The 23,009-nt window shown below is 70.5% G+C and carries 21 protein-coding genes; 12 read left to right on the forward strand and 9 right to left on the reverse strand.

From position 1 onward, the window contains the following. Positions 1-1,062: DUF72 domain-containing protein (locus tag H0X91_RS07945; RefSeq protein WP_077233829.1), on the forward strand; the 1,062-nt coding region annotated here is incomplete at its 5' end. A gap of 22 nt (positions 1,063-1,084) precedes the next feature. On the opposite strand, the gene msrA is transcribed toward H0X91_RS07945, so the two are convergent. Both msrA and H0X91_RS07955 read right to left on the reverse strand, forming a co-directional pair. Further along, positions 1,085-1,645 carry a peptide-methionine (S)-S-oxide reductase MsrA gene (gene msrA, locus H0X91_RS07950; RefSeq protein WP_048988968.1) on the reverse strand — a complete coding sequence of 187 codons (561 nt, stop codon included), beginning with the start codon at positions 1,643-1,645 and terminating at the stop codon, positions 1,085-1,087. Positions 1,646-1,756: 111 nt separating this feature from the next. Continuing rightward, entirely contained in the window at positions 1,757-2,167 is a 411-nt protein-coding gene (locus H0X91_RS07955) for a hypothetical protein (RefSeq protein WP_230877906.1), read from the reverse strand. Between H0X91_RS07955 and H0X91_RS07960 the strand changes: the two genes are divergently transcribed. The 3 genes from H0X91_RS07960 to H0X91_RS07970 all read left to right on the forward strand — a co-directional run bounded on the left by H0X91_RS07960 (position 2,166) and on the right by H0X91_RS07970 (position 5,024). Beyond that, positions 2,166-3,572 (forward strand): selenium-binding protein SBP56-related protein, encoded by a 1,407-nt coding sequence (locus H0X91_RS07960; protein ID WP_006482492.1) that lies wholly within the window; start codon positions 2,166-2,168, stop codon positions 3,570-3,572. The genes H0X91_RS07955 and H0X91_RS07960 overlap by 2 nt on opposite strands. Further along, positions 3,569-4,234, forward strand: a complete 666-nt coding sequence (locus H0X91_RS07965; RefSeq protein WP_006482477.1) for a hypothetical protein — start codon at positions 3,569-3,571, stop codon at positions 4,232-4,234. Before H0X91_RS07960 ends, H0X91_RS07965 begins: the two co-directional genes overlap by 4 nt. 280 nt (positions 4,235-4,514) lie before the next feature. Beyond that, positions 4,515-5,024, forward strand: coding sequence for a flavin reductase family protein (locus tag H0X91_RS07970; protein WP_006482487.1), 510 nt, complete (start codon positions 4,515-4,517; stop codon positions 5,022-5,024). Here H0X91_RS07970 and H0X91_RS07975 read toward each other — a convergent pair. Further along, positions 5,011-5,511, reverse strand: a complete 501-nt coding sequence (locus H0X91_RS07975) for an Lrp/AsnC family transcriptional regulator (RefSeq protein ID WP_006477992.1) — start codon at positions 5,509-5,511, stop codon at positions 5,011-5,013. The two genes, H0X91_RS07970 and H0X91_RS07975, sit on opposite strands and share 14 nt — an antisense overlap. Positions 5,512-5,640: 129 nt before the next feature. Between H0X91_RS07975 and kynB the strand changes: the two genes are divergently transcribed. The 3 genes from kynB (at position 5,641) to kynA (ending at position 8,589) form a co-directional block, all read left to right on the forward strand. Beyond that, entirely contained in the window at positions 5,641-6,282 is a 642-nt protein-coding gene (kynB, locus tag H0X91_RS07980; RefSeq protein WP_011546066.1) for an arylformamidase, read from the forward strand. A 27-nt stretch (positions 6,283-6,309) separates the two neighbouring features. Continuing rightward, positions 6,310-7,563: a kynureninase gene (kynU, locus tag H0X91_RS07985; RefSeq protein WP_012492839.1), complete on the forward strand. Its 1,254-nt coding sequence runs from the start codon at positions 6,310-6,312 to the stop codon at positions 7,561-7,563. 90 nt (positions 7,564-7,653) lie between these two features. Continuing rightward, positions 7,654-8,589, forward strand: a complete 936-nt coding sequence (kynA, locus tag H0X91_RS07990; RefSeq protein ID WP_006482479.1) for a tryptophan 2,3-dioxygenase — start codon at positions 7,654-7,656, stop codon at positions 8,587-8,589. Between the two features lie 20 nt (positions 8,590-8,609). Here kynA and H0X91_RS07995 read toward each other — a convergent pair whose 3' ends face one another. The 4 genes from H0X91_RS07995 to mdlC all read right to left on the reverse strand — a co-directional run bounded on the left by H0X91_RS07995 (position 8,610) and on the right by mdlC (position 14,318). After that, positions 8,610-10,016 carry an MFS transporter gene (locus tag H0X91_RS07995; RefSeq protein ID WP_196432937.1) on the reverse strand — a complete coding sequence of 469 codons (1,407 nt, stop codon included), beginning with the start codon at positions 10,014-10,016 and terminating at the stop codon, positions 8,610-8,612. 257 nt (positions 10,017-10,273) lie between these two features. Beyond that, positions 10,274-11,218, reverse strand: a complete 945-nt coding sequence (locus tag H0X91_RS08000) for a ketopantoate reductase family protein (RefSeq protein WP_196432938.1) — start codon at positions 11,216-11,218, stop codon at positions 10,274-10,276. A 14-nt stretch (positions 11,219-11,232) separates the two neighbouring features. Further along, entirely contained in the window at positions 11,233-12,684 is a 1,452-nt protein-coding gene (locus H0X91_RS08005; RefSeq protein ID WP_059721413.1) for an aldehyde dehydrogenase, read from the reverse strand. Between the two features lie 29 nt (positions 12,685-12,713). Next, positions 12,714-14,318, reverse strand: coding sequence for a benzoylformate decarboxylase (gene mdlC, locus H0X91_RS08010; protein ID WP_060264804.1), 1,605 nt, complete (start codon positions 14,316-14,318; stop codon positions 12,714-12,716). Between the two features lie 99 nt (positions 14,319-14,417). Between mdlC and H0X91_RS08015 the strand changes: the two genes are divergently transcribed. From H0X91_RS08015 to H0X91_RS08030, 4 genes are all read left to right on the forward strand, one after another. Further along, on the forward strand, positions 14,418-15,329 hold the full coding sequence (locus H0X91_RS08015; RefSeq protein WP_006485519.1) for a LysR family transcriptional regulator: 912 nt from the start codon (positions 14,418-14,420) through the stop codon (positions 15,327-15,329). Positions 15,330-15,501: 172 nt separating this feature from the next. Beyond that, positions 15,502-16,896 carry a D-arabinitol 4-dehydrogenase gene (dalD, locus tag H0X91_RS08020; protein WP_058901765.1) on the forward strand — a complete coding sequence of 465 codons (1,395 nt, stop codon included), beginning with the start codon at positions 15,502-15,504 and terminating at the stop codon, positions 16,894-16,896. Between the two features lie 104 nt (positions 16,897-17,000). Beyond that, positions 17,001-18,482, forward strand: coding sequence for a xylulokinase (gene xylB / locus H0X91_RS08025; protein ID WP_006485856.1), 1,482 nt, complete (start codon positions 17,001-17,003; stop codon positions 18,480-18,482). Positions 18,483-18,545: 63 nt separating this feature from the next. Next, positions 18,546-19,559: a sugar-binding transcriptional regulator gene (locus H0X91_RS08030; RefSeq protein ID WP_077019627.1), complete on the forward strand. Its 1,014-nt coding sequence runs from the start codon at positions 18,546-18,548 to the stop codon at positions 19,557-19,559. A 28-nt stretch (positions 19,560-19,587) separates the two neighbouring features. Here H0X91_RS08030 and H0X91_RS08035 read toward each other — a convergent pair whose 3' ends face one another. Both H0X91_RS08035 and H0X91_RS08040 read right to left on the reverse strand, forming a co-directional pair. Next, complete coding sequence (locus H0X91_RS08035) at positions 19,588-20,811, reverse strand: MFS transporter (protein WP_034201419.1); 1,224 nt, start codon at positions 20,809-20,811, stop codon at positions 19,588-19,590. Further along, positions 20,808-22,004, reverse strand: a complete 1,197-nt coding sequence (locus H0X91_RS08040; RefSeq protein WP_034201418.1) for a serine hydrolase domain-containing protein — start codon at positions 22,002-22,004, stop codon at positions 20,808-20,810. The genes H0X91_RS08035 and H0X91_RS08040 overlap by 4 nt, the downstream gene beginning before the upstream one ends. Before the next feature lie 113 nt (positions 22,005-22,117). On the opposite strand from H0X91_RS08040, the gene H0X91_RS08045 reads away from it, so the two are divergent. After that, positions 22,118-23,002, forward strand: coding sequence for a LysR family transcriptional regulator (locus tag H0X91_RS08045; protein WP_006484673.1), 885 nt, complete (start codon positions 22,118-22,120; stop codon positions 23,000-23,002). Positions 23,003-23,009 lie beyond the last annotated feature (7 nt).

Here is a 23,009-nt window from a genome sequence, read left to right on the forward strand (position 1 = left end):
GACGCGCCTGCCCCGTCGTCCGGTTTGCTGTGGGACGAACCATCCCCGCCGGCCGCCGCGCCGAAAAAAGGCCGCCGCAAGCGCGGCGTGCTGCCCGCGCCGATCCCGGCCGACGTGGCCGCCGCCGCGGCCGGCCTGCCGCCGAACGTGCGGCTCGGCACGTCGTCGTGGTATTTCCCCGGCTGGAACGGCATCGTCTTCGACGGCGATTTCGCGCAGACGAAGCTGTCGCGCGAAGGACTGCAAGCGTACGGCGCGCATCCGCTGCTGAGGAGCGTCAGCCTCGACCGCTCGTTCTACGGCCCGCTGTCGGTGGCCGACTACCTGCGCTACGCGCAGCAGGTGCCCGACGATTTCCGCTTCGTCGTGAAGGCGCCGGCCGCGGTGACCGACGCGGTGATCCGCGGCCGGCGCGGCGAGCCGTCCGGGCCGAACCCGACCTTCCTCGACGCACCGCTCGCGACCCGCGAATTCGTCCAGCCGTGCCTCGACGGGCTCGGCCGGAAAGCCGGCGTGCTCGTGTTCCAGTTCTCGCCGCTGCCCGATCAACTGCTCGCGGCGCCGGCCGCGCTGATCGACCGGCTCGCGGCGTTCTTCGCGGCGCTGCCGCCGCTGCCGCCGGATGCCGACGGCCCGCGTTACGCGATCGAGATCCGCGACGCGAGCCTGCTCACGCCGCGCTTCATCCGCGCACTGGCCGCGCTCGGCGTGCGCTATTGCGTCGGCCTGCACGCGCGGATGCCCGACCCGCTGCGCCAGGCCGCCGCGCTCGCACTGCTCGACGGCGACGCGCCGGGCCCGCTGATCGTGCGCTGGAGCCTGCACGGCGGGTTCAAGTACGAGCAGGCGAAAGCGAAATACGAGCCGTTCGACAAGCTCGTCGACGAGGATCCCGCCACCCGCTCGGCGCTCGCCGAACTGGCCGCGCGCTACGCACTGGCCGGGCAGCCGGTGATCATCACGATCAACAACAAGGCGGAAGGCTCCGCGCCGCTGTCGTGCATCGCGCTCGCGCGCGAAATCGCCGCCGCGTGCGCGCAGTGGCGCAACGAGGCGGCGTGATCGCGGCGTGCGCCGTCGACGCTCACGCGCCGCGCAGCGACTTCAGCCGGTGCGCGAACTTCTGCCGGAATTTCGCGAGCTTCGGCCCGATCACGACCGAGCAGTAGCCCTGCCCCGGATTGCGCGCGTAATAGTTCTGATGATAGTCCTCGGCCGGCCAGTAATTGCCGTCGAGCGGCACGACCTGCGTGACGATCGGCTGGCCGAACACCTGCTCGCGCTCGAGCTCGCGGATCATGTCGAGCGCGGTATCGCGCTGCGCATCCGAATGCGTGAACACGACCGACCGGTACTGCGTGCCGACGTCGTTGCCCTGCCGGTTCAGCGTGGTCGGATCGTGCGTCGCGAAGAAGATCTCGAGGATCTCGCGATAGCCGATGCGCGCCGGATCGAACGTCACGTTGACGACTTCCGCGTGGCCCGTGTCGCCTTCGCAGATGTCGCGATAGCCGGGATTGCGCGTATGGCCGCCCGCGTAACCCGACTGCACGGCCGTCACGCCGTCGACGTCGAGAAACACGGCCTCCGTGCACCAGAAACACCCGCCTCCGAGCGTCGCGGTTTCAAGCATCTCGTTCCCCATGAAATCAGTCCCTCGTGGATGACGGCAGCCGGCACGCCCGTGCCGGCGCCATCGTTTCGCGTCGCCGTTGCCCGCCCGCGAGGGGGAGGCAGCGGCACTTCGTCAAGTATCTCACTCGCGCGCGCAACTGGCAGATCGGACAGGGCGCCGCACGCGCCCCGCCGCGTGTTTCTCGTCTACACTTAGGCACGCGCAAGCGACGGCCAACCCGTCGCGCCCGCCCAGCGTCCGATGCATGCCCGACCCCGATGCCACCATCATCTGCCGGAACATCGATATGCACGCCTTAACAGACATCGCCTGCGTCGCGGGCCCGGTCGCCGCTCCGTCGATCGCACCATCGCAGTGGCGCGTGCCGGTTTCACGGAGCGCGCCGCACGGCACCCCCTCGCCTTTTCCCGCTTTCACGACCTGATGCACGGCATCGCGCGCGTCGCCGACGCGCGCGGCCACCGCAGTCCGCACGTCCGCAACGAACGGCCGTGCGTCCACGATCCGACACCATCCGGAGGACTTCACCATGAGCATGCGGCCCGACCCGACGTTTCACGCTTCGCCCGAACTTGCGATGCAGGCGCCGGCGGAGGAGTTTGCCTATACGTTGTTGCTGAGCCCCGATTTTTCCAGACCCGACGCGCTTGCCGTGATCGACGTGAAGCCCGGTTCGTCGACGTACGGCAAGATCGTGCACACGGTGACGATGCCGAACACCGGCGACGAGTTTCACCACTTCGGCTGGAATGCGTGCTCGTCGTCGCTGTCGCCGCTGACCGGCCATGCGTTCCTCGAGCGCCGCTTCCTGATCATTCCCGGCCTGCGCTCGTCGCGCATCTACGTGATCGACACGAAGCCGCATCCGACGCAGGCGCGCATCCACAAGATCATCGAGCCCGACGAAATCTTCGCGAAGACCGGCTATTCGCGGCCGCACACCGTGCATTGCGGACCCGAGGGCATCTACGTGAGCACGCTGGGCGGCGCGGGCAAGGACGGCACCGACGGCGCGCCTGGCATCTTCATCATGGATTGCGAGACCTTCGACGTGCTCGGCCGCTGGGAGATCGACCGCGGCCCGCAGGACAAGCATTACGACTTCTGGTGGAACCTGCCGCGCGACTACATGGTGTCGAGCGAATGGGCGCTGCCGCCGCAATTCGAGAACGGGATCGTCCCGGAGGATCTGCTCGCGAACAAGTACGGGCACCGGCTGCATTTCTGGGACCTGCGCGCGCGGCGCAACGTGCAGACGATCGATCTCGGCGCGCAGCACCAGATGGCGCTCGAGGTGCGGCCCGCGCACGACCCGGTGCGCGAATACGGATTCGTCGGCGTCGTGGTCGATACGACCAATCTCGAAGGCTCGATCTGGACCTGGTGGCGCGAAGGCGGCAAGTTCCATGCGAAGAAAACCGCGACGATCCCGGCCGAACCGGCCGCGGCCGACGAGCTGCCGCCGCTGCTGCAAGGATTCGGCGCGGTGCCGCCGCTCGTGACCGACATCGACCTGTCGCTCGACGATCGCTTCCTGTACGTGTCGTGCTGGGGCACCGGCGAGATGCGCCAGTATGACGTGTCGGACCCGCACCACCCGGTGCTCGCGGGGTCGGTGCGCATCGGCGGCATCGCGCGCCGTGCGCCGCACTCGAACGGCCGCACGTTCGCGGGCGGCCCGCAGATGGTCGAGATCAGTCGCGACGGCCGGCGCGTGTACTGGACCAACTCGCTCTATTCGACGTGGGACGACCAGTTCTATCCGGACGGCGTGCCGGCCGCGCAGGTGCTCGCGCACGCGGGGCCGGACGGCGGGCTGACGCTCGCCGACGACTACTGGGTCGAGTTCCCCGACGGCTACCGCGCGCACCAGATCCGGCTCGAAGGCGGCGACTGCTCGACCGACTCGTTCTGCTATCCGTCGGTCAAGCGTTGAGCACCGGCCTTCACGCGTCGTTCGCGCTGTGGGCGGCCGTGCTCGCGAGCGGCGTCTATCACGGACTCAACCCGGCGATGGGCTGGCCGCTCGCGGTGTCGAACGCGCTGATGACGCGCCGCGGCGGCGCGCTCGTCGCGGCGCTCGGCTATCTCGCGCTCGGTCATGCGCTGGCCGTTTTCGCGGTGATGCTGCCATTCGGGCTGCTCGCCGCGCTGCTCGCGTGGCAGTCGGCGATCCGGATCGGCGCGAGCGCGCTCGTGATCGGCTTCGGCGCGGTACTGCTGATCCGGCGCCGACATCCGCGGGCGCTCGCACGGATTCCGCCGGCGCGGCTCGGCCTGTGGTCGTTCGCGGTCGCGCTCGCGCACGGCGCGGGGCTGATGCTCGTGCCGATCTACCTCGGCCTGTGCGGGCTCGACCGGGATGCCGGCCACCGCGCGGCGGCGCTGCTCGTCGATGCGCACCTCGGCATGGCGCTCGTCGTCGCCGCCGTGCATGCGGCCGCGATGATCGCCGCCGGCGGCGGGCTCGCGTGGCTCGTGTACCGTTATCTCGGGCTGAAGTTCGTGTCGCGGAGCTGGTTCAATCTGGATGCGGTGTGGGCGTCGAGCCTGATCGTGACGGGAGCGTTGTCGCTCGGGCTAGCGGCGGCGCGATAGCGCGGGCAGCGATGGCTCGCTGGCGCAGCGAGGTGCCGGGCGCAACGGCCGCACCGTTAAAAAACGTGACGGAACGGCGCTGCCGGCCGCGCGCCGCAGTGTTCGCTACGCCACCCTGCCGTCGCGATGCGCCGCCCGACCGGGTCCGGCGACTTCGATTCCGTTAAAATCGGGCCATGCGCACCCCTTCCCAATCGACCGCCTCGTCGTCTTTCGTCCGCCGCGCCCGTCACGCCCGTGCCGTGTCGCGCCCGCCCGTCCCGTTCCGGATGGCTGCCCGATGAGCCACGCCAATCCGCCGGATTTCGACTCGGCCGCCTTCCGGCAGGCGCTCGGCCAGTTCGCGACGGGCGTGACGGTGATCACGACGCGCGCGCCGTCCGGCCAGCTGATCGGCATCACCGCCAGTTCGTTCAATTCGGTGTCGCTCGATCCGCCGCTCGTGCTGTGGAGCCTCGCGCACAAATCGGCGTCGACGCCGGTGTTCCGCGGCAACAGCCATTACGTGGTGAACGTGCTCGCGGCGTCGCAGTTGGACCTGTGCAAGCGCTTCTCGACCTACAAGGGCGACCGCTTCGAAGGGATCGCGCATGCGGCCGGCAACTCGGGGATGCCCGTGCTCGACGGCGCGCTCGCATGGTTCGAATGCCACAACCGCAGCCGCTACGACGAAGGCGACCACGTGATCTTCGTCGGCGAAGTGGAACGCTGCGGCGTGCGCGCCGTAACGGAAACGGCGCCGCCGCTCGTGTTCCACGGCGGCGGCTTCCACGGCCTTACACCGCTTTGATCGCCCCCGTGCGCGCCAGCCCGACCGGCGCGCCGGCTTCGTCCTTCAGCGTCTGCAGCACGATGTTCGACCGGATGTCCATCACGCCCGGCGCCTTGTAGAGGCGGTTCAGCACGAAATCCGAATAGTGCTTGAGGTTGTGCGCGAGCACGCGCAGCAGATAGTGGCTCTCGCCCGTCACGACGAACGCGCCGACCACCTCCGGCCATTCGCGCAACGCTTCCGCGAAGCGCTCGTGCCATTGATTCTCTTCGTTGCGCATCGACACCTGCACGAACGCCTCGAGCTCGAAACCGAGCTTCTCGCGGCTCAGGCACGCGCGATAGTGCTCGATCACGCCCTGCTCCTCGAGCAGGCGCATGCGGCGCAGGCAGGCGGATGGCGAAAGCGAGATGCGTTCGGCCAGGTCGAGATTGCTGATTCTGCCCTCCTCCTGCAGTACCGCCAGAATCCGGCAGTCGGTGGCATCGAGCGTGATCGCGTGCATTTTTGGTCCCCGTTTTCCCTCTGAGTCGAATTATCTGCCAATCCGGCGGATTGTCCATGTTTATTTCGCAAGCACTTTCTGCGAGCGTCCACCTATCATTCGAAGGATCGACTCACGATTCGTCATGCCATGGACACACTCTGGGACATCTCGCCGCCCGTCAGCCCCGCCACCCCCGTGTGGCCGGGCGATACGCCGGTTGCCGTCGAGCGCGTATGGCGGATGGAGGCCGGTTCGCCGGTCAACGTCGCGCGCCTGACGCTGTCGCCGCACACGGGCGCGCACTGCGACGCGCCGCTGCACTACGATGCCGACGGCGCGCCGATCGGCGCGGTGCCGCTCGATACCTATCTCGGCCCGTGCCGCGTGATCCATTGCATCGGCGCATCGCCGGTCGTGCGGCCGGCCGATGTGGAAGCCGCGCTCGACGGCGTACCGCCGCGCGTGCTGCTGCGCACGTATGCGCGCGCCGCGGTCGAGCAATGGGACAGCAATTTCTGCGCGGTCGCGCCCGACACCGTCGACCTGCTCGCGGCGCACGGCGTGAAGCTGATCGGCATCGATACGCCGTCGCTCGACCCGCAGGAATCGAAGACGATGGATGCGCATCACCGCGTGCGCGCGCACCGGATGGCGATCCTCGAAGGCATCGTGCTCGACGACGTGCCGCCCGGCGACTACGAACTGATCGCACTGCCGCTCAAATTCGCGACGCTCGACGCGAGCCCCGTGCGTGCGGTGCTGCGCGCGCTGCCCGCGCACGCTTCCTGATTACCCGACCTACGACCTCACATCATGATGATCAAGACCCGTGAAGACGCGCTCGCGCTCGACCGCGACGACCCGCTGGCCCCGCTGCGCGACCAGTTCTCGCTGCCCGACGGCGTGATCTATCTCGACGGCAACTCGCTCGGCGCGCAGCCGCGTGCATCGGCCGCCCGCGCGCAGCAGGTGATCGGCGCCGAATGGGGCGAAGGCCTGATCCGCAGCTGGAACACGGCCGGCTGGTTCGCGCTGCCGCGCCGCCTCGGCGACAAGCTCGCGACGCTGATCGGCGGCGCGCCCGGCGAGACGGTCGTCACCGACACCATCTCGATCAACCTGTTCAAGCTGCTGTCGGCGATGCTGCGCCACCAGGCCGAGCGTGCGCCCGAGCGCCGGGTGATCGTGTCGGAGCGCTCGAACTTCCCGACCGACCTGTACATCGCGCAGGGGCTGATCGACCAGCTCGGCGGCGGCTACACGCTGCGCCTGATCGACGATCCGGCCGACCTGCCCGGCGCGCTCGGCGCGGACACGGCCGTCGCGATGATCACGCACGTGAACTACCGCACCGGCTACATGCACGACATGCCGGCCGTCACACAGCTGGTGCATGACGCCGGCGCGCTGATGCTGTGGGATCTCGCGCACTCGGCCGGCGCAGTGCCGGTCGACCTGAACGGCGCGCGCGCGGACGGCGCGGTCGGCTGCACGTACAAGTACCTGAACGGCGGCCCCGGCTCGCCCGCGTTCGTGTGGGTGCCGCAACGCCATCTCGCGCATTTCTCGCAGCCGCTGTCCGGCTGGTGGGGCCACCGCGCGCCGTTCGCGATGCAGCCGGGCTTCGCGCCCGATCCGGGCATCGCGCGCTTCCTGTGCGGCACGCAGCCGATCGTGTCGATGTCGATGGTCGAATGCGGGCTCGACGTGTTCCTGCAGACCGACATGGACGCGATCCGCCGCAAGTCGCTCGCGTTGACCGATGCCTTCATCGCGCTCGTCGAAGCGCGCTGCGCGGGCCTGTCGCTGAAGCTCGTCACGCCGCGTGCGCATCACCAGCGCGGCTCGCAGGCGAGCTTCGAGCATCCGCACGGCTACGAAGTGATGCAGGCGCTGATCGCGCGCGGCGTGATCGGCGACTACCGCGAGCCGTACGTGCTGCGCTTCGGCTTCACGCCGCTCTATACGCGCTTCGCCGACGTGTGGGATGCGGTCGAGACGCTGCGCGACATCCTCGCCACCGACGCGTGGAAGGCGCCCGAGTTCGCCGAACGCGGCGCGGTGACCTGACCGGTTCTGCGCGGCGCGCGCACCGCATGCAACGGCGGCGCGCCGCGCATTCATCATTCAAATCTGGAGAAAGTCGTGAATTCTGGTCATATGCAGCCCCCCGGCGGCGACGCGCCGGCAGGCTGCCCGTTCTCGGGCGCACGCGCCGCACAACCGGCGCAAGCCGCGCACGAAGCCCCGCACGTGCCGGGCGAGGCCGACGCTCAAGCCGGCTGGCACAACGCGCAGCTCGATTTCTCGAAGTCGATGAGCTATGGCGACTACCTGTCGCTGAATTCGATCCTCGACGCGCAGCATCCGCTGTCGCCCGATCACAACGAGATGCTGTTCATCATCCAGCATCAGACGAGCGAGCTGTGGATGAAGCTTGCGCTGTTCGAATTGCGCGGCGCGCTCGATGCAGTGCGCACGGACGCGCTGCCGCCCGCGTTCAAGATGCTCGCGCGCGTGTCGCGCATCCTCGAGCAGCTGGTACAGGCGTGGAACGTGCTGTCGACGATGACGCCGTCCGAGTATTCGGCGATGCGGCCGTATCTCGGCCAGTCGTCGGGCTTCCAGTCGTACCAGTATCGCCAGCTCGAATTCCTGCTCGGCAACAAGAACGCGCAGATGCTGCAGCCGCATGCGCACCGGCCCGACATCCTCGAACAGGTGCGCGCGACGCTCGAGGCGCCGTCGTTCTACGACGAGGTCGTGCGCCTGCTCGCGCGGCGCGGGTTCCCGATCGCGCCCGAGCGGCTCGAGCGCGACTGGACGCAGCCGATGCGGCACGACGAGACGGTCGAAGCCGCGTGGCTCGAGGTCTATCGTCATCCGCAGCAGCACTGGGAGCTGTACGAGATGGCCGAGGAACTGGTCGATCTCGAGGATGCGTTCCGTCAGTGGCGCTTCCGTCACGTGACGACGGTCGAACGCATCATCGGCTTCAAGCAGGGCACCGGCGGCACGAGCGGCGCGCCGTACCTGCGCAAGATGCTCGACGTCGTGCTGTTCCCCGAGCTCTGGCACGTGCGCACCACGCTGTAACGCACGTCACGCGCCCGCCGTCACGACGACGGGCGGGCGAGTTCCTCCCCTTCGCGCGGCGGCGCGGGCACGCGCGACAGCCGCGGAATGTGCCGCCGCACCGCGAGCAGCGCGACGCACACCACGCCCATCGCCACGGCCAGCATCGTCAGATACGCGCCCGCGCCGCCCGCCGTGATCACGATCGCGCCCGCGAATGCGCTGAGAATCGCGCCGAGCCGGCCGAACGCGAGCGCACTCGCGGTGCCTGTCGCACGCACGGCCGTCGGATAGATGTACGCGCACAGCGCATACATCGTCGACTGCACCGCGTTGACGAACAGCCCGTGCAGGCCGAGCCCGACGATCAGCCAGCCCGTATGGCGGCTCGCATCGACACCCATCAGCCACACCGCGCTCGCCGCGCCGCCGATGCTGCACAGCGCGAGCGGCCAGCGCGAGCCCGCATGCGCGATCGCCCATGCGCACAACAACGCGCCGATCACGCCGCCGAGGTTGTACGCGGTGAGCCCCGAGCCCGCGACCGACACGCTCAACCCGCTCGCCGCGAGCATCGTCGGCAGCCAGCTGAACGCCGCGTACACGGCGAGCAGGCACATGAAGAACGCGCACCACAGCGCGATCGTGTCGCGCGCCTGGCCGCTCGCGAACAGCGCGCCGAAGCCGCCGCGACTGCCCGGCGCGCGGGCGTCCTTCGTATCGGTGAACACGGTGCCCGGCGCGACCGGCCGCTGCATCCGCGCGAGCAGCGCGCCGAGTTCCGGCCAGCGTGCGGGGCGTCGCGCGAGATAGCGCGGCGACTCGGGCAACGCGCGCACCAGCACGAAGCCGAGCACGAGCGGCAACGCGCCGCCCGCGAAGAACAGCCCGCGCCAGCCGTAGCGCGGCAGCACCTCGTGCGCGAACAGGCCGGCCAGCATCCCGCCGAGCGGCACGCAGACGATCGTCGCGGTCACCATCATCGTGCGGCGCCGCGCGGGCGTGTATTCGGCGGTCATCGTCGTGGCCGTCGGCAACGCGCCGCCGATCCCGAGCCCGGCGCAAAAGCGCAGCATCGCGATCGTCGCGACGTCGGGCGCGAACCCGATCGCGCAGGTCGCGATGCCGAACAGGAACACGCTGCCGATCACGGCCTGGCGGCGGCCGAAGCGGTCCGCGACGAGCCCCGCGCACGCGCTGCCGATGCCCATCCCGACCAGCCCCGCCGCGACGGCCGGCGCGAACGCGCCGCGCGTGATGCCCCATTCGCGGATCAGCACGGGAATCGCGAAGCCGATCAACTGGCCGTCGAAGCCGTCGAGCACGATCGCGAGCGCGGCGAGCAGCACCACGCAGCGCTGCATCAGCGTAAACGGCCCGTCGTCGAGCGTCGTGCCGATGTCGATCGACGGCGGTCGCCGGCCATCCAGTGCGTCGCGCGTGCTCATGCGGCCTCCCGGGCGCCGCACGTCGGCGGCAACGTGCGCGAACGGCGCGCGGCAAGACAACGGCATTCGATGGTTTTCATGGCGTCTCCGGTTGTCCGGGCTGGCGCGCATGCGTGCCCGGATCTCGTGCTGTGCATCGACCGGCGCCCGTGCATCGGCGTCGGCGTCTTGTTCCACCCTTCACGACCCGGCGCCGTCGCCCCGCGGGCACGGCCTCCGTATCGTCATGCGGCGCGAGCCGGCCGCCGGCCTGTGGCTCAGTTCGTCCGTGCGTCGATCAACCGGACGAGCGCGAGCAGCGTCTCGCCATGCGGCACCGCGACGCCCGCTTCGCGCGCGGCCGCGACGACCTTGCCGCTGATCGCGTCGATTTCGGTGCGGCGGCCCGCGAGCACGTCCTGCAGCATCGACGGGCGATGGCCGCGATGGTCGCGGATCGCATGCTCGACGTTGCGTGCGACGCGCTCGCCGTCGACCGCAATGCCCTTCGCGCGCGCGACGGCGGCCGTCTCGGCCGCGATCGCCAGCGCGAGCCGCGGCCCGTCCTGATGATGGCCGAGCTGATCGACGGTGCAACCCGTCGTCGCGCACAGCGTGTTGAGCGCCGCGTTGAACGCGACCTTCTCCCAGATCGCGGCCCACACGTCGGCATCGAGCGTGCAGGCGAGCCCCGCGCGCGACAGCGTGTCGGCCACGGCCGTCGCGAACGGGCGTGCCGCGCCGTCGGCCGTCATCATGCGGATCGTGCCGGCGCCGTGCGAGCGCACGTGCGCGGGCCCGGCCGCATCGGCCGGCCACGTCGTCACGCCGACCAGGATGCGCTCGAGCGGCACGAACGCATTCAGCGTCTCGACGTTGCCGAGCCCGTTCTGCAACGTCAGCACGAACGTGTCCGGCGTCAGCAGCGCGCGCACGCCGTCTAGCGCGGCGCGCGTGTGCAGCGATTTGGTGAAAACGATCAGCAGATCGAACGGTGTGTCGGGCGCGGCGGCCGCGGCCGCATTCGCGGCGTCCGGCCGCACGGCCTGCAGCGTGCGAATGCGCCGTTCGCCGCGGTCGTCGTCGATATGCAGCCCGTCGCGGCGGATCGCATCGAGATGCGCATCGTTCACGTCGATCAGCGTGACGGCTTCGCCGCTTTCGGCCAGTCGCGCGCCGAACAGCGAACCCATCGCGCCGGCGCCCAGAATTGCAATTCTCATCGTCGGCGGCCTCGTCAGAACGGATAGTGGCGCGGCGCCGTCTGCACGGTGATCCAGCGCAGGTCGGTGAACGCGGCGATGCCGGCCTTGCCGCCGAAGTGGCCGAAGCCGCTGTCCTTCACGCCGCCGAACGGCATCTGCGCCTCGTCGTGCACGGTCGGGCCGTTCACGTGACAGATGCCCGATTCGATGCGCGCCGCGACGCGCAGCGCCCGCGCGACGTCGCGGCTGAACACGGCCGACGCCAGCCCGAACGCGTTGTCGTTCGCGCAACGGATCGCGGCCTCCTCGCCGTCGACGCGCACGATGCCCTTCACCGGGCCGAACGATTCTTCCGCGTAGATGCGCATCGCCGGCGTCACATGGTCGAGCAGCGTCGCCGGGAACAGCGTGGTGTCGGCCTTGCCGCCGCACAGCAGCGTCGCGCCGTGCGCGAGCGCATCGTCGATCAGCGCGTTGCAGCGCTCGACCGCCTTCGTGTCGATCAGCGAACCGAGCACGACGGGCCCGTTGCGCGGATCGCCGAGCGGCAGCGACGCGGCCTTGTCGGCGAGCTTCGCGACGAACGCATCGGCGATCGCCGCGTCGACGACGATGCGCTCGGTCGACATGCAGATCTGCCCGGAATTCGCGAATGCGCCGAATGCGGCCGCGGCGACCGCCGCGTCGAGATCGGCATCGTCGAGCACGACGAACGGCGCCTTGCCGCCGAGTTCCAGCACCGACGGCTTCAGGTGACGCGCGCACGCTTGCGCGACGATCCGCCCGACCCGCGTCGAGCCGGTGAAATTCACGCGGCGCACGGCCGGATGCGCGATCAGCGCATCGACGACGGCGCCCGCATCGTCGGGCGCGTTCGTCACGAAGTTGACGACGCCCGGCGGCAGTCCGGCCTCCTGCAGCGCCTCGACGATCAGCCCGTGCGTGACGGGACACAGCTCCGAGCCCTTCAGCACGACCGTGTTGCCGCACGCGAGCGGCAGCGCGAGCGCGCGCGTCGCGAGGATCACCGGCGCGTTCCACGGCGCGATGCCGAGCACGACGCCTGCCGGTTGCCGCACGCCCATCGCGAGCGAGCCCGGCACGTCCGACGGAATCAGCTCGCCGCCGACCTGCGTGGTGAGCGATGCGGCCTCGACGAGCCCGCTCGCCGCGAGGTGAACGTTGAAGCCGGCCCACAGCGCGGACGCCCCCGTCTCGGCCGCCATCGCCGCAACGAACTGGTCGTGCTTCGCTTCGAGCGCGGCGGCCGCCTTCAGCAGCAAGGCGCGCCGCGCGCCGGGCCCGAGCGCGGCCCAGTCGGGAAATGCACGGGCAGCCGCATCGGCCGCCGCGCGCGCATCGTCGACGGTGCATGCGGGCGCTTCGGACGCGACTTGGCCGTCGAGCGGGTTGCGGCGCACGAAGGTCGCGCCGCCGGACGAGTGGCGGCGTTCGCCGCCGATCAGCATCGCTACGGTTTGCATGGCATCTCCGGAAGGACGCGCGCGGCGCGTCACGCAATCTCGACTTCGACGACGACCGGCGTCGCGGCACGCAGCGCGTCGGTCAGCGTGTCGCGCAGCTTCGCCGCTTCGGCGACGCGCACGCCGCGGCAGCCCATCCCTTGCGCGAGCGCGACGAAATCCAGGTCGGGCAGCTCGGTGCCCTGCACCGGGTCGCCCGGACCAAAGCCGAACACGGGCGCGAAATCCTGCAGCGCCGCGTAACGCCGGTTGTTCAGGATCACGAACGTGATCGGCAGTTTCAGCTGCGCGGCGCTCCACAACGCCTGGATCGAATACAGGCTCGAGCCGTCGCCGATCAGCCCGATCACGCGCCGGCCCGGCTGCGCGAGCGCGACGCCGACCGCGGCCGGCATCCCGTAGCCGAGCCCGCCGCTGTCCATCGTGTAGAACGTGCCGCTGCGCGTGAACGGCAGATGCTCCTGCATCACCGGCCGCGCGCTCGGCGCCTCCTCGACGACGATGTCGGACGCGTCGCGCACGTCGGCGAGCGTCTGCAGCGCGAACGCGACCGACATGCGCTCGCCGGCGGCGGGCGCGTCGACGCGTACCCGCGGCGCGCGCGCCGCGGGCATCGGCCGCTCGGGCGGCGCCGGTCGCGCGAGCAGGTCGCGCGCGGCGAGCCGCAAATTGCCGACGACCGCATCGCCCGACGGCGTCCACGCGGCGACGCCCGGATCGTCGACGAGCTGCACGAGCGTCGCGCCCGGCGGCAGGTGCGGGCCGAAGCCTTCGATGTGATAGGTGAACGCGGGCGCGCCGAACGCGAACACGAGATCGTGCCCGTCGAGCCGCGCGACGATCTTCTCGCGAATCGCGGGCAGGAAGCCGGCGAACAGCGGATGGTCTTCCGGAAAGCTGCAGCGCCCCGACATCGGCGCGACGTACACGCGCGCCCGGTGCCGCTCGGCCAGGCGCACGACGTCGTCCCATGCTCCCGCGCGATCGACTGCCGCGCCGACCACGAACGCCGGGCGCCGCGCGGCGTCGAGCGCGTCGCCGAGCCGCGCGAGCGCGTCGGGATCGGGCCGCACGATGCTGCTGACGTCGCGCCGCGGCAGCCGTTCGGCCGGCTGGTCCCAGTCGTCGACCGGGATCGACACGAACACGGGGCCGCGCGGCTCCTGCATCGCGATGCGGTACGCGCGCGCGATCGCGGCCGGCACGTCCTGCGCCCGCGCCGGCTCGATGCTCCATTTCACGTACGGCTTCGGCAGCTCGGCGGCCTGCGTCGCGCCGAGGAACGGATCGAACGGCAGAATCGCGCGCGCCTGCTGGCCCGCGGTGACGATCAGCGGCGTGCGGTTCTTGAACGCGGTAAACAGATTGCCCATCGCGTTGCCGACACCCGCCGCCGAATGCAGGTTGACGACCGCCGCATTGCCGGTGGCCTGTGCATGGCCGTCGGCCATCCCGACCACGACGGCTTCGTGCAGGCCGAGCACGTAGCGGAAATCGTCGGGGAAGTCGCGGAACATCGGCAGCTCGGTCGAACCGGGATTGCCGAACACGCGGTCGATGCCGAACTGCCGGAGCAGGTCGACGACCGCGTCGCGGACGGTGATCGATGCGGAAAGGGGCGGATGGCCGGACATGCTCGGGTGTCTCCTCGATGACTGGGCGGTTTCCACAGTATCGAAGTGCAAGCCATTCTCGGATACTGTATTTTCCGCAAAAAGCCATTACGATCCGGCATGACTTTCGATCTCCGACAATTACGCGCGTTCACGACGATCGTCGCGTCCGGCAGCCTCGGCCGCGCGGCCGACGCGCTGCACGTCACGCAGCCGGCGTTGAGCCGGATCCTGAAGCGGCTGGAGGAACAGGTCGGCGCGCCGCTGTTCGAGCGCCATTCGAAGGGCGTGCAGCTCACCGCGTTCGGCGAGGCGCTGCTGCCGCATGCGACGCTGCTGCAGCACGAGGCCGAGCATGCGCGCGAGGAGCTCGACGCGATGCGCGGGTTCGCGAAGGGCACGATCAAGGTCGGCGCGGTGGGCAGCATCGCGAGCCTCGTGCTGCCGATCGCAGTCGGCCGCGTGCTCGACCGCTGGCCGAACCTGCGCGTCGAGATCATCGAAGGCGTGTGGGACCGGCTCGCGGAAGGGCTGATCAAGCACGAGATCGACCTCGCGCTGTCCGCGCACGGGCCAGATACCGACGAGATCGTCGCGATTCCCGAGTGCCGCTGGGAAGACCGCAGCCATATCGTTGCGGCGCCGCACCATCCGCTGCGAGCGCTCGGCCGCCCGCCGACGCTCGCCGATACGCTGCACGCGCGCTGGGCGATTCCGCCGCGCGGCACCGCGCCGTTCGACCACATGCGCGCGACCTTCGACGCGCACGGGCTGCCGCTGCCCGACATCGCGGTCGAGACGCGCTCGGTCACGACGCTCAAAAGCCTGGTCGCGCACGCCGGTTTCCTGAGCTGGATGGCCGAGCCGATGGTCGGCGCCGAGCAGCGCGCCGGCACGATCGACACGCTGCCCGTGCGCGAAGTGGTCGCGGTGCGCACGCTCACCGCGTTCCGGCGCCGCCACGGCATCCTGCCGGGGCCGGCCGGCAAGCTGCTCGACGAACTCGTCGCGCTCACGCGCGAAGGACGCTGACGTTCGTTTCCTGCCGGCTCCGCGTCCGCCCGGCCCGCGCGCCGCCGCAGCGCACCATCGAAATGCCGCGTCCCCGCCTTGACTTTCGTTCGCCCGAATACGATCATTCGCTCACATAAAGAGCAAATGATCGTATTCGACAGGACAGACAGGCAGGAAAAGGAGACACCGGATGAGCGAATCGCCCTCCGCCCACGCGCCCGTGCTGCTGCACATCGGCGCCGGCTCGTTTCACCGCGCGCATCAGGCGTGGTATCTGCATCGCGTGAACGCCGCCGTGCCGGCCGACGAGCGCTGGTCGCTGACCGTCGGCAACATCCGCGACGACATGCGCGCGACGATGGACGCGCTCGCCGCGCAGCACGGCGCGTACACGCTCGAAACCGTCACCCCGCAGGGCGAGCGCGCGTACGAGACGATCCGCGCGATCACGTGCGTGCTGCCGTGGTCGATCGACCTTGCCGCGCTGATCGACGCCGGCGCCGATCCGGCCTGCCGGATCGTGTCGTTCACCGTCACCGAAGGCGGCTACTACCTCGACGAACACAACCGGCTCGACGTCGCCAATGCCGATCTCGCCGCCGACCTGCAGGGCGCGCGCACGACGCTGTACGGCGCGCTCGCGGCGCTGCTCGCCGAACGCGTGAAGCGCGGCGCGGGCCCGCTCACGCTGCAAAGCTGCGACAACCTGCGCAACAACGGCGCACGCTTTCGCGCCGGCATGCGCGAATTCCTCGAACGGCGCGGCGAAGGCGGCCTGCTCGCGTGGTTCGATGCGCACGTCGCGACGCCCAGCGCGATGGTCGACCGCATCACGCCGCGCCCGACCGCCGACGTGCGCGAGCGCGTCCTCGCGGCCACCGGCGTCGACGATGCGTGCCCGGTGATGGGCGAATCGTTCATCCAGTGGGTGATCGAGGACCGTTTCGCGGCCGGCCGGCCACGCTGGGAGCTGGCCGGCGCCGAACTCGTCGACGACGTGCATCCGTACGAGGAAGCGAAGATCCGCATCCTCAACGCGACGCACAGCTGCATCGCATGGGCCGGCACGCTCGCGGGCCATACCTACATCCACGAAGGCACGCACGACCCGGCGATCCGCCGCTTCGCGCACGACTACGTGACGCAGGACGTGATCCCGTGCCTCACGCCGAGCCCGCTCGATCTCGCGCGCTACCGCGACGTCGTGCTGGAGCGCTTCGGCAATCCGTACGTGCTCGACACGAACCAGCGCGTCGCGGCCGACGGTTTCTCGAAGATCCCCGGTTTCATCGCGCCGACGCTCGTCGAATCGTTCGCGCGCGGCGCGGCACCCATCGCCACCGCCGTGCTGCCCGCACTGTTCCTGCGCTTTCTCGAACGCTGGGCGCGCGGCACGCTGCCGTATGCGTACCAGGACGGCGTGATGGACGACAGCAGCGCCCGCGCGATCGTCGGAGCCTCAGACCCCGTTGTCGCGCTCGGCGCGAACCGCGCGCTGTGGGGCTCGCTCGCCGGCAACGCGGCGCTGTTCGACGCGCTGCGCGCCGGGCTCGCGCGCGTCGACGCATGGCTCGCCGCACGCTGATGACCCGCGCGCGGCGCCCGGCCGCGCCACCGGGCGAACCCGCTTGGCACATGCCGTGCGGCACGGCTAAAGTAGCGGCTCCTCTCTGACGGAACGGATCGCTCATGTATCTCGGCATCGACCTCGGCACCTCGGAAGTGAAGGTGCTGCTGCTCGCCCCGGACGGCGCGGTCGTCGGCACCGCCGGCTCGCCGTTCAGCGTGTCGCGACCGCATCCGCGCTGGGCCGAACAGCATCCGGACGACTGGTGGCGAGGCACGCTCGCCGCGCTCGCCGCGCTGCGCGAACGGCACCCGCAGGCGTTCGCGCAGGTACGCGGCATCGGCCTGTCGGGCCAGATGCACGGCGCCGTGCTGCTCGGCCGCGACGATCGCGTGCTGCGCCCCGCGATCCTGTGGAACGACATGCGCAGCGCCGACGAATGCGCGCTGCTCACCGAACGCGCGCCCGATCTCCACGCACTGGCCGGCAACCTTGCGATGCCCGGCTTCACCGCGCCGAAACTGCTGTGGGTCGCGAAGCACGAGCCCGACGTGTTCGCGGCGACCGCGTGCGTGCTGATGCCGAAGGACTACCTGCGATTCCGGCTGACCGGCGCGAAAGTGTCCGATCCGTCGGACGCGGCCGGCACGCTGTGGCTCGACGTCGCGCGCCGCGACTGGTCCGATGCGCTGCTCGACGCGTGCCGGATGACGCGCGGGCAGATGCCGCGCATCGTCGAAGGCAACGCGCCGTCCGGCACGTTGCGCGCGGACGTCGCACGCGAACTGGGGTTGTCCGAGGCCGTCGTGGTCGCGGGCGGCGGCGGCGACAACGCGACGAGCGCGCTCGGCATCGGCGCGATCCACGCGGGCGACGGCTTCGTGTCGCTCGGTACGTCCGGCGTGCTGAGCGTGGTCGGCGACCGCTTCATGCCGAATCCCGCGTCGGCCGTGCATGCGTTCTGTCATGCGATTCCCGACCGCTGGCAACTGATGAGCGTCGTGCTGTCGGCCGCGAGTTGCCTGCGCTGGGTCTGCAAGCTGACCGGCACCGACGAGCCCGCGCTGCTCGCCGAAGTCGAGGCGCTCGACGCCGACGCACTCGCGGCGGCGCCGCTGTTCCTGCCCTACCTGTCGGGCGAGCGCACGCCGCACAACGATCCGTACGCGCAAGGCGCGTTCTTCGGCATGACGCACGCAACCGACCGCGCGCACCTCGGCTACGCGGTGCTCGAAGGCGTGACGCTCGGCCTCGCCGACGGTCTCGACGCGCTGCACGCGGCCGGCGTCGAGACCGACCAGTTGTCGCTGATCGGCGGCGGCGCGCGCAGCGCGTTCTGGGCGCAACTGATCGCGGACGCGCTGAACGTGCGCACGCGTCAGCACGGCGGCGGCGAAACCGGCGCGGCGCTCGGCGCGGCACGGCTCGGCTGGCTGGCCGTCGGCGGCGATCCGCATACGGTGCTGACCAAGCCGCCGGTACGCGCCGAATACGCGCCGGACGCCGCCCGCCATGCGCGGCTGCGCGAACGCCTCGACGCGTTCCGCACGCTGTACCGCCACGTGCGGCCGCTGTACGAACCGTCGCGCGCACGACTCGCGTAGGCGCCGCGCTCGCGCGACCGGCCGCCGGCCGCGCGCGCGACATGCGGTACAGTGGATGCCGTCATGCGGCCCGCCGGCCGGTCCGCGGGGCGGCCCCCAGATCCGAACCGAATCGCTATCGTGTCCAAGTCCTCAGAAAAACTCGATCTCGCCACGCGCGCCGCGTGGCTCTATTACGTCGCGGGCGACACGCAGAACGAAATCGCCGAAAAGCTGCAGGTGTCGCGCCCCGTCGCACAGCGCCTCGTCGCGTTCGCGGTCGAGAAGAACCTGATCCGTGTGCGCGTCGACCATCGGCTCGCCGACTGTCTCGATCTCGGCGCGCAACTGTCGAAACGCTACGGCCTCGCGATGTGCGAAGTCGTGCCGGTCGACGCCGATGCGCCCGACGCGATCGACCGCAAGCTCGCGGTCGCCGGCGCGCAGGTGATGGAGCGCTACCTGAACGAAACGCGGCCGATGGTGATCGCGGTCAGCAGCGGCCGGACGCTGAAGGCCGCGGTCGCGCAGATCGCGCAGATCGACCGCCCGCAGCACCGGCTCGTATCGATGGTCGGCGCGATCGCGGCCGACGGCTCGTCGAACCGCTACGACGTCGCGCAGTACATCTCCGAGAAAACCGGCAGCAAGCACTTCCTGCTGCCTGCGCCGCTGTTCGCGGACAGCGACGCCGAACGCGCGCAGTGGTGCAATCACCGGCTGTACCGGATCGTCGAGGCGCTGTCGGGCAAGGCCGACGTCGCGTTCGTCGGGATCGGCAACATCGGCCCGCACTGCCCGCTCTACGAAGACGGCTTCATCACCGAACAGGAGCGCGACGAGATGACCGCGCTCGGCGCGGTGGCCGAACTGCTCGGCGTGCCGATCGACGCGCAGGGCACGCAGATCACCGTGTCGACCAGCGCGCGCGTGACGAGCGTCGCGCTCGCCACGCCGCCGAAGCTGCCCACGATCGCGTTCGCCGGCGGCCCGAAGAAACACGACGCGGTGATTGCCGCGCTGCGCGGCGGCTGGCTGTCGGGGCTCGTCACCGACGAAACCTGCGCGCGCGCCGCGCTCGCCGCGAAGGCGGCCTGACGCCGCCGTCGCCATCGCGCACGCCGGCTCAGGCCGCGCGCGGCGCCGGAAATGCATGGCGGCGGGCGCGCCACGCGCCGACCCACGCCAGCGCCAGCAGCACGACGAGCACCCACGGAATCGCGCCGGCGCCCGTCGCGCCGAGCAGCATCCCGCCTGCGATGCCGCCACCGGCGATCGCGAGATTCCAGACCGTCACGAGCATCGACTGCGCGACGTCGGCCGATTCCCCCGCCGCGTTCGCGGTGGCCGTCTGGAACAGCGTCGGCGCGCCGCCGAACGCGAGCCCCCACAGCACGACGCCCGCATAGACGACCGTCATCCCCGAGCCGGCGCCGAGCATCGCCGCCGCCAGCGCGAACAGCGCGATGCTGGCGAGCGTCAGGCGTCGCTGCGCGGCGCCGATCCACGCGCCCGTCAGCGCGATGCCGACCAGCGACGCGACGCCGAACACGAACAGCACCACGTCGACCTGCGCGCCCATCCGCACGCCCGCGAGGAACGGCGCGACGTACGTGTACAGCAGGTTGTGCGCGAGCACGTACGCGAACATCACCGCCAGCACCGGCCGCACGCCGGGCAGCGTCATCACGCCGAGCACCGGCTCGCGCGCGCCGGCCGCCTGCCCCGGATAGTCGGGCACACGCAGCCGGATCCAGCCGATCAGCACGAGCGCCGCGAGCGTGATGCCCGCGAACGCGATGCGCCAGCCGAACATCGCGCCGAGCGCGGTGCCCGCCGGAATGCCGATCGACATCGCCGCCGGTATGCCGAGCATCGCGATCGCGATCGCACGGCCGCGCAGCGACGGGTCGACCAGCCGGCTCGCGTAGCCCGCGAGCAGCGCCCACAGCAGCCCGGCCGACATCCCCGCGACGAACCGCGCAGCCAATGTGAGCGCGTAATACGGCGACCCGGCCGTCAGCGCATTCGAGACGACGAAGCCGGCCAGCGCCGCGAGCAGCAGCCGGCGCCGGCGCATCGCACGGGTCGCGGCGACGAGCGGGATCGCCGCGACGATCGAGCCGAGCGCGTAGACGGTCACCAGTTGGCCGATCAGCGCCTCGGTCACGTGCAGGTCGGCGCTCATCAGCGGCAGCAGGCCGGCCGGCAACGCTTCGGTGAGCACCGTGATGAAGCCGGCGGTGGCGAGCGCGAGCAGGTTCGCGACGGGCAAGCGTGCGCGGGCCGGCGTGGACGGATCTGCCACACGATCGATGGCGCGGTCGGAGACGGATACGCACTCGCTCATCGCGCGCTCCGGTCGCCGACGCCATACACCGCATCGCGCACGTCGGTGACGATGCGCCCGTGCATCCCTTCGTACAACGTATTGGTCAACGCCACCACCGTCAGCCCTGCCGCGCGGTCGACGAACCACGCGTGCCCGTACGCACCGCCCCAGCGCCAGGTGCCGACCGACTCCGGCGATTGCGCGGCCACCGGGTCATGCAGCACGGAAAAACCGAGCCCGAAACCGAATCCCGGCGCATCCGGCAAGTCGTGCGCGCCCGGCTGCACCCGCGCCATCTCGTCGATCCAGCGCGGTGCGAGCCAGCCGTCGAGGCCCGTGCGCAGCGTATCGAGCAACGTCAGGCAATCGTGCGCGGTGCCGACCATGCCCGCGCCACCCGACGGCCACGCGGTCGCATCGAACGCGCGCGCCGGCTCGAAGCGGATGCCCACCGTGCCGTCGAATACCGGCACGAGATCGTCGTCCGCCATCCGGCGCGGCGCGTCGGGCGTACTGACGTAAGGCGTCGCCAGACGCGCCGCGTCATGCGTGAAAAATGCCGTGTCGGTCATCCCGAGCGGCGTCGTCACGAGCGCGGTCACGGCGTCGGCGAGCGGCCGGCCATCGACCGCCTCGATCAGCGCACCGACCACGTCGGTCGCAAGCGAGTAGCCCCACGATGTGCCGGGCGCGAACTGCAGCGGCACGCCGGCGATGCGCCGGACGTTCTCGGCGAGCGACAGGCTCGCTCGGTCCATCCCGTCGGACACGCCCGCGCGCGCATACGGGCCGTCGGCGGCGGCTTCGAGAAAGCGATAGCCGAGCCCGGCCGTATGCGACAGCAGATGCCGCAGCGTGATGTTCGCCGGCGTGCCGTCCGCGAGCGTCGGCGTGAACGCGGGCAGCCAGCGCGCGACCGGCTCGTCGAGCCCGATCTTCGATGTCGCGACCAGCCGCATCGCGGCGGCCGTCACGATCGGCTTGGATACCGACGCGAGCCGGAACAGCGTGTCCTCGCGCATCGGCGTGCCGGCTTCGCGATCGGCCAGCCCGGCCGCGCGTGCATAACGCAATTCGCCGTCGCGCGCGACCAGCACGACCGCGCCGACCGCGCGCGCATCGGCCAGCGCGCGGTCGAGCACGGCATCGAGCCGAGCGCGCAGCGCGGCATCCGGTTCGGCGCGGCGGGCGGTGACAGGCAGTGATGACATGGCGTGACCTCGAACAGTGAAGGAACGCCCATCGTAGGGAGCCGGCACGAGAAGAAAAATCGGGTTAGAGTTCCGGACACTCCGGACATGGGTGTCCGTAATCGAGAACCTGCATGGAAAATCTTGGCGGCTTCGTCGTCTTCGTCCAGGTCGCGGAAACGCGCAGCTTCGTCGCGGCCGGCCGTGCGCTCGGACTGTCGGCGTCGGCGATCGGCAAGCGCATCGCGCGGCTCGAGGCACGCCTGAACGTGCGGCTCTTTCACCGCAGCACGCGCAGCATCACGCTGACGGCCGAAGGCGCGCGCTTTCTCGAACGATGCCGGCGCGTGATCGCCGAAATCGACGCGGCCGAGCGGGAACTCACGCAGAGCGTCGAGGCGCCGCGCGGGCGGCTGCGCGTGAGCCTGCCGACGATCGGCACGTTGCTGTTGCCGGTGCTCGCCGACTTCATGGCCGCGTATCCGGAGATCGAGCTCGACATCGATTTCAGCGACCGGATCGTCGACGTGATCGACGAAGGCTTCGACGTGGTACTGCGCACCGGCCATCCGACCGATTCCCGACTGTCGTCGCGGCTGCTCGGCCACTTCCGCCAGCACCTGGTCGCGTCGCCCGACTATCTCGAACGGCACGGCACGCCGCGCACGCCGGCCGACCTCGCGCAGCACCGCTGCCTGCATTACCGATTCCCGAGCAGCGGCAAGCTCGAGATCTGGCCGCTGCGCGCGCCGCGCGCCGGCACGCCGCCGGAGGTACCCGTCTCGATGGTCAGCAACAACGCCGAGACGCGCCTGTGCTTCGCGCTGCGCGGGCTCGGCATCGCGTGCCTGCCCGAGTTCTTCGTGCGCGACACGCTCGCCGACGGCAGGCTGCGCGCAGTGCTCGACGATCACGTCGCGAGCCGCACGCCGTTCTACGTGCTATGGCCGTCAGGCCGCCATCCGCTGCCCAAGCTGCGCGCGTTCGTCGACTACATGGCCGAGCATTTGCGGCTGTAACCGGCGC

This window comes from Burkholderia sp. 9777_1386 (assembly GCF_015712265.1).
Lineage (GTDB): Bacteria > Pseudomonadota > Gammaproteobacteria > Burkholderiales > Burkholderiaceae > Burkholderia > Burkholderia cenocepacia.

Excerpts from the sequence above, each read along its gene's own strand:
- msrA (WP_048988968.1), bottom strand. The coding sequence starts at position 1,645 with ATGGGGAACGAGATGCTTGAAACCGCGACGCTCGGAGGCGGGTGTTTC.
- H0X91_RS07960 (WP_006482492.1), top strand. The coding sequence starts at position 2,166 with ATGAGCATGCGGCCCGACCCGACGTTTCACGCTTCGCCCGAACTTGCG.
- H0X91_RS07955 (WP_230877906.1), bottom strand. The coding sequence starts at position 2,167 with ATGGTGAAGTCCTCCGGATGGTGTCGGATCGTGGACGCACGGCCGTTC.
- H0X91_RS07970 (WP_006482487.1), top strand. The coding sequence starts at position 4,515 with ATGAGCCACGCCAATCCGCCGGATTTCGACTCGGCCGCCTTCCGGCAG.
- H0X91_RS07975 (WP_006477992.1), bottom strand. The coding sequence starts at position 5,511 with ATGCACGCGATCACGCTCGATGCCACCGACTGCCGGATTCTGGCGGTA.
- kynB (WP_011546066.1), top strand. The coding sequence starts at position 5,641 with ATGGACACACTCTGGGACATCTCGCCGCCCGTCAGCCCCGCCACCCCC.
- kynU (WP_012492839.1), top strand. The coding sequence starts at position 6,310 with ATGATCAAGACCCGTGAAGACGCGCTCGCGCTCGACCGCGACGACCCG.
- kynA (WP_006482479.1), top strand. The coding sequence starts at position 7,654 with ATGCAGCCCCCCGGCGGCGACGCGCCGGCAGGCTGCCCGTTCTCGGGC.
- H0X91_RS07995 (WP_196432937.1), bottom strand. The coding sequence starts at position 10,016 with ATGAGCACGCGCGACGCACTGGATGGCCGGCGACCGCCGTCGATCGAC.
- H0X91_RS08000 (WP_196432938.1), bottom strand. The coding sequence starts at position 11,218 with ATGAGAATTGCAATTCTGGGCGCCGGCGCGATGGGTTCGCTGTTCGGC.
- H0X91_RS08005 (WP_059721413.1), bottom strand. The coding sequence starts at position 12,684 with ATGCAAACCGTAGCGATGCTGATCGGCGGCGAACGCCGCCACTCGTCC.
- mdlC (WP_060264804.1), bottom strand. The coding sequence starts at position 14,318 with ATGTCCGGCCATCCGCCCCTTTCCGCATCGATCACCGTCCGCGACGCG.
- H0X91_RS08015 (WP_006485519.1), top strand. The coding sequence starts at position 14,418 with ATGACTTTCGATCTCCGACAATTACGCGCGTTCACGACGATCGTCGCG.
- dalD (WP_058901765.1), top strand. The coding sequence starts at position 15,502 with ATGAGCGAATCGCCCTCCGCCCACGCGCCCGTGCTGCTGCACATCGGC.
- xylB (WP_006485856.1), top strand. The coding sequence starts at position 17,001 with ATGTATCTCGGCATCGACCTCGGCACCTCGGAAGTGAAGGTGCTGCTG.
- H0X91_RS08030 (WP_077019627.1), top strand. The coding sequence starts at position 18,546 with ATGCGGCCCGCCGGCCGGTCCGCGGGGCGGCCCCCAGATCCGAACCGA.
- H0X91_RS08035 (WP_034201419.1), bottom strand. The coding sequence starts at position 20,811 with ATGAGCGAGTGCGTATCCGTCTCCGACCGCGCCATCGATCGTGTGGCA.
- H0X91_RS08040 (WP_034201418.1), bottom strand. The coding sequence starts at position 22,004 with ATGTCATCACTGCCTGTCACCGCCCGCCGCGCCGAACCGGATGCCGCG.
- H0X91_RS08045 (WP_006484673.1), top strand. The coding sequence starts at position 22,118 with ATGGAAAATCTTGGCGGCTTCGTCGTCTTCGTCCAGGTCGCGGAAACG.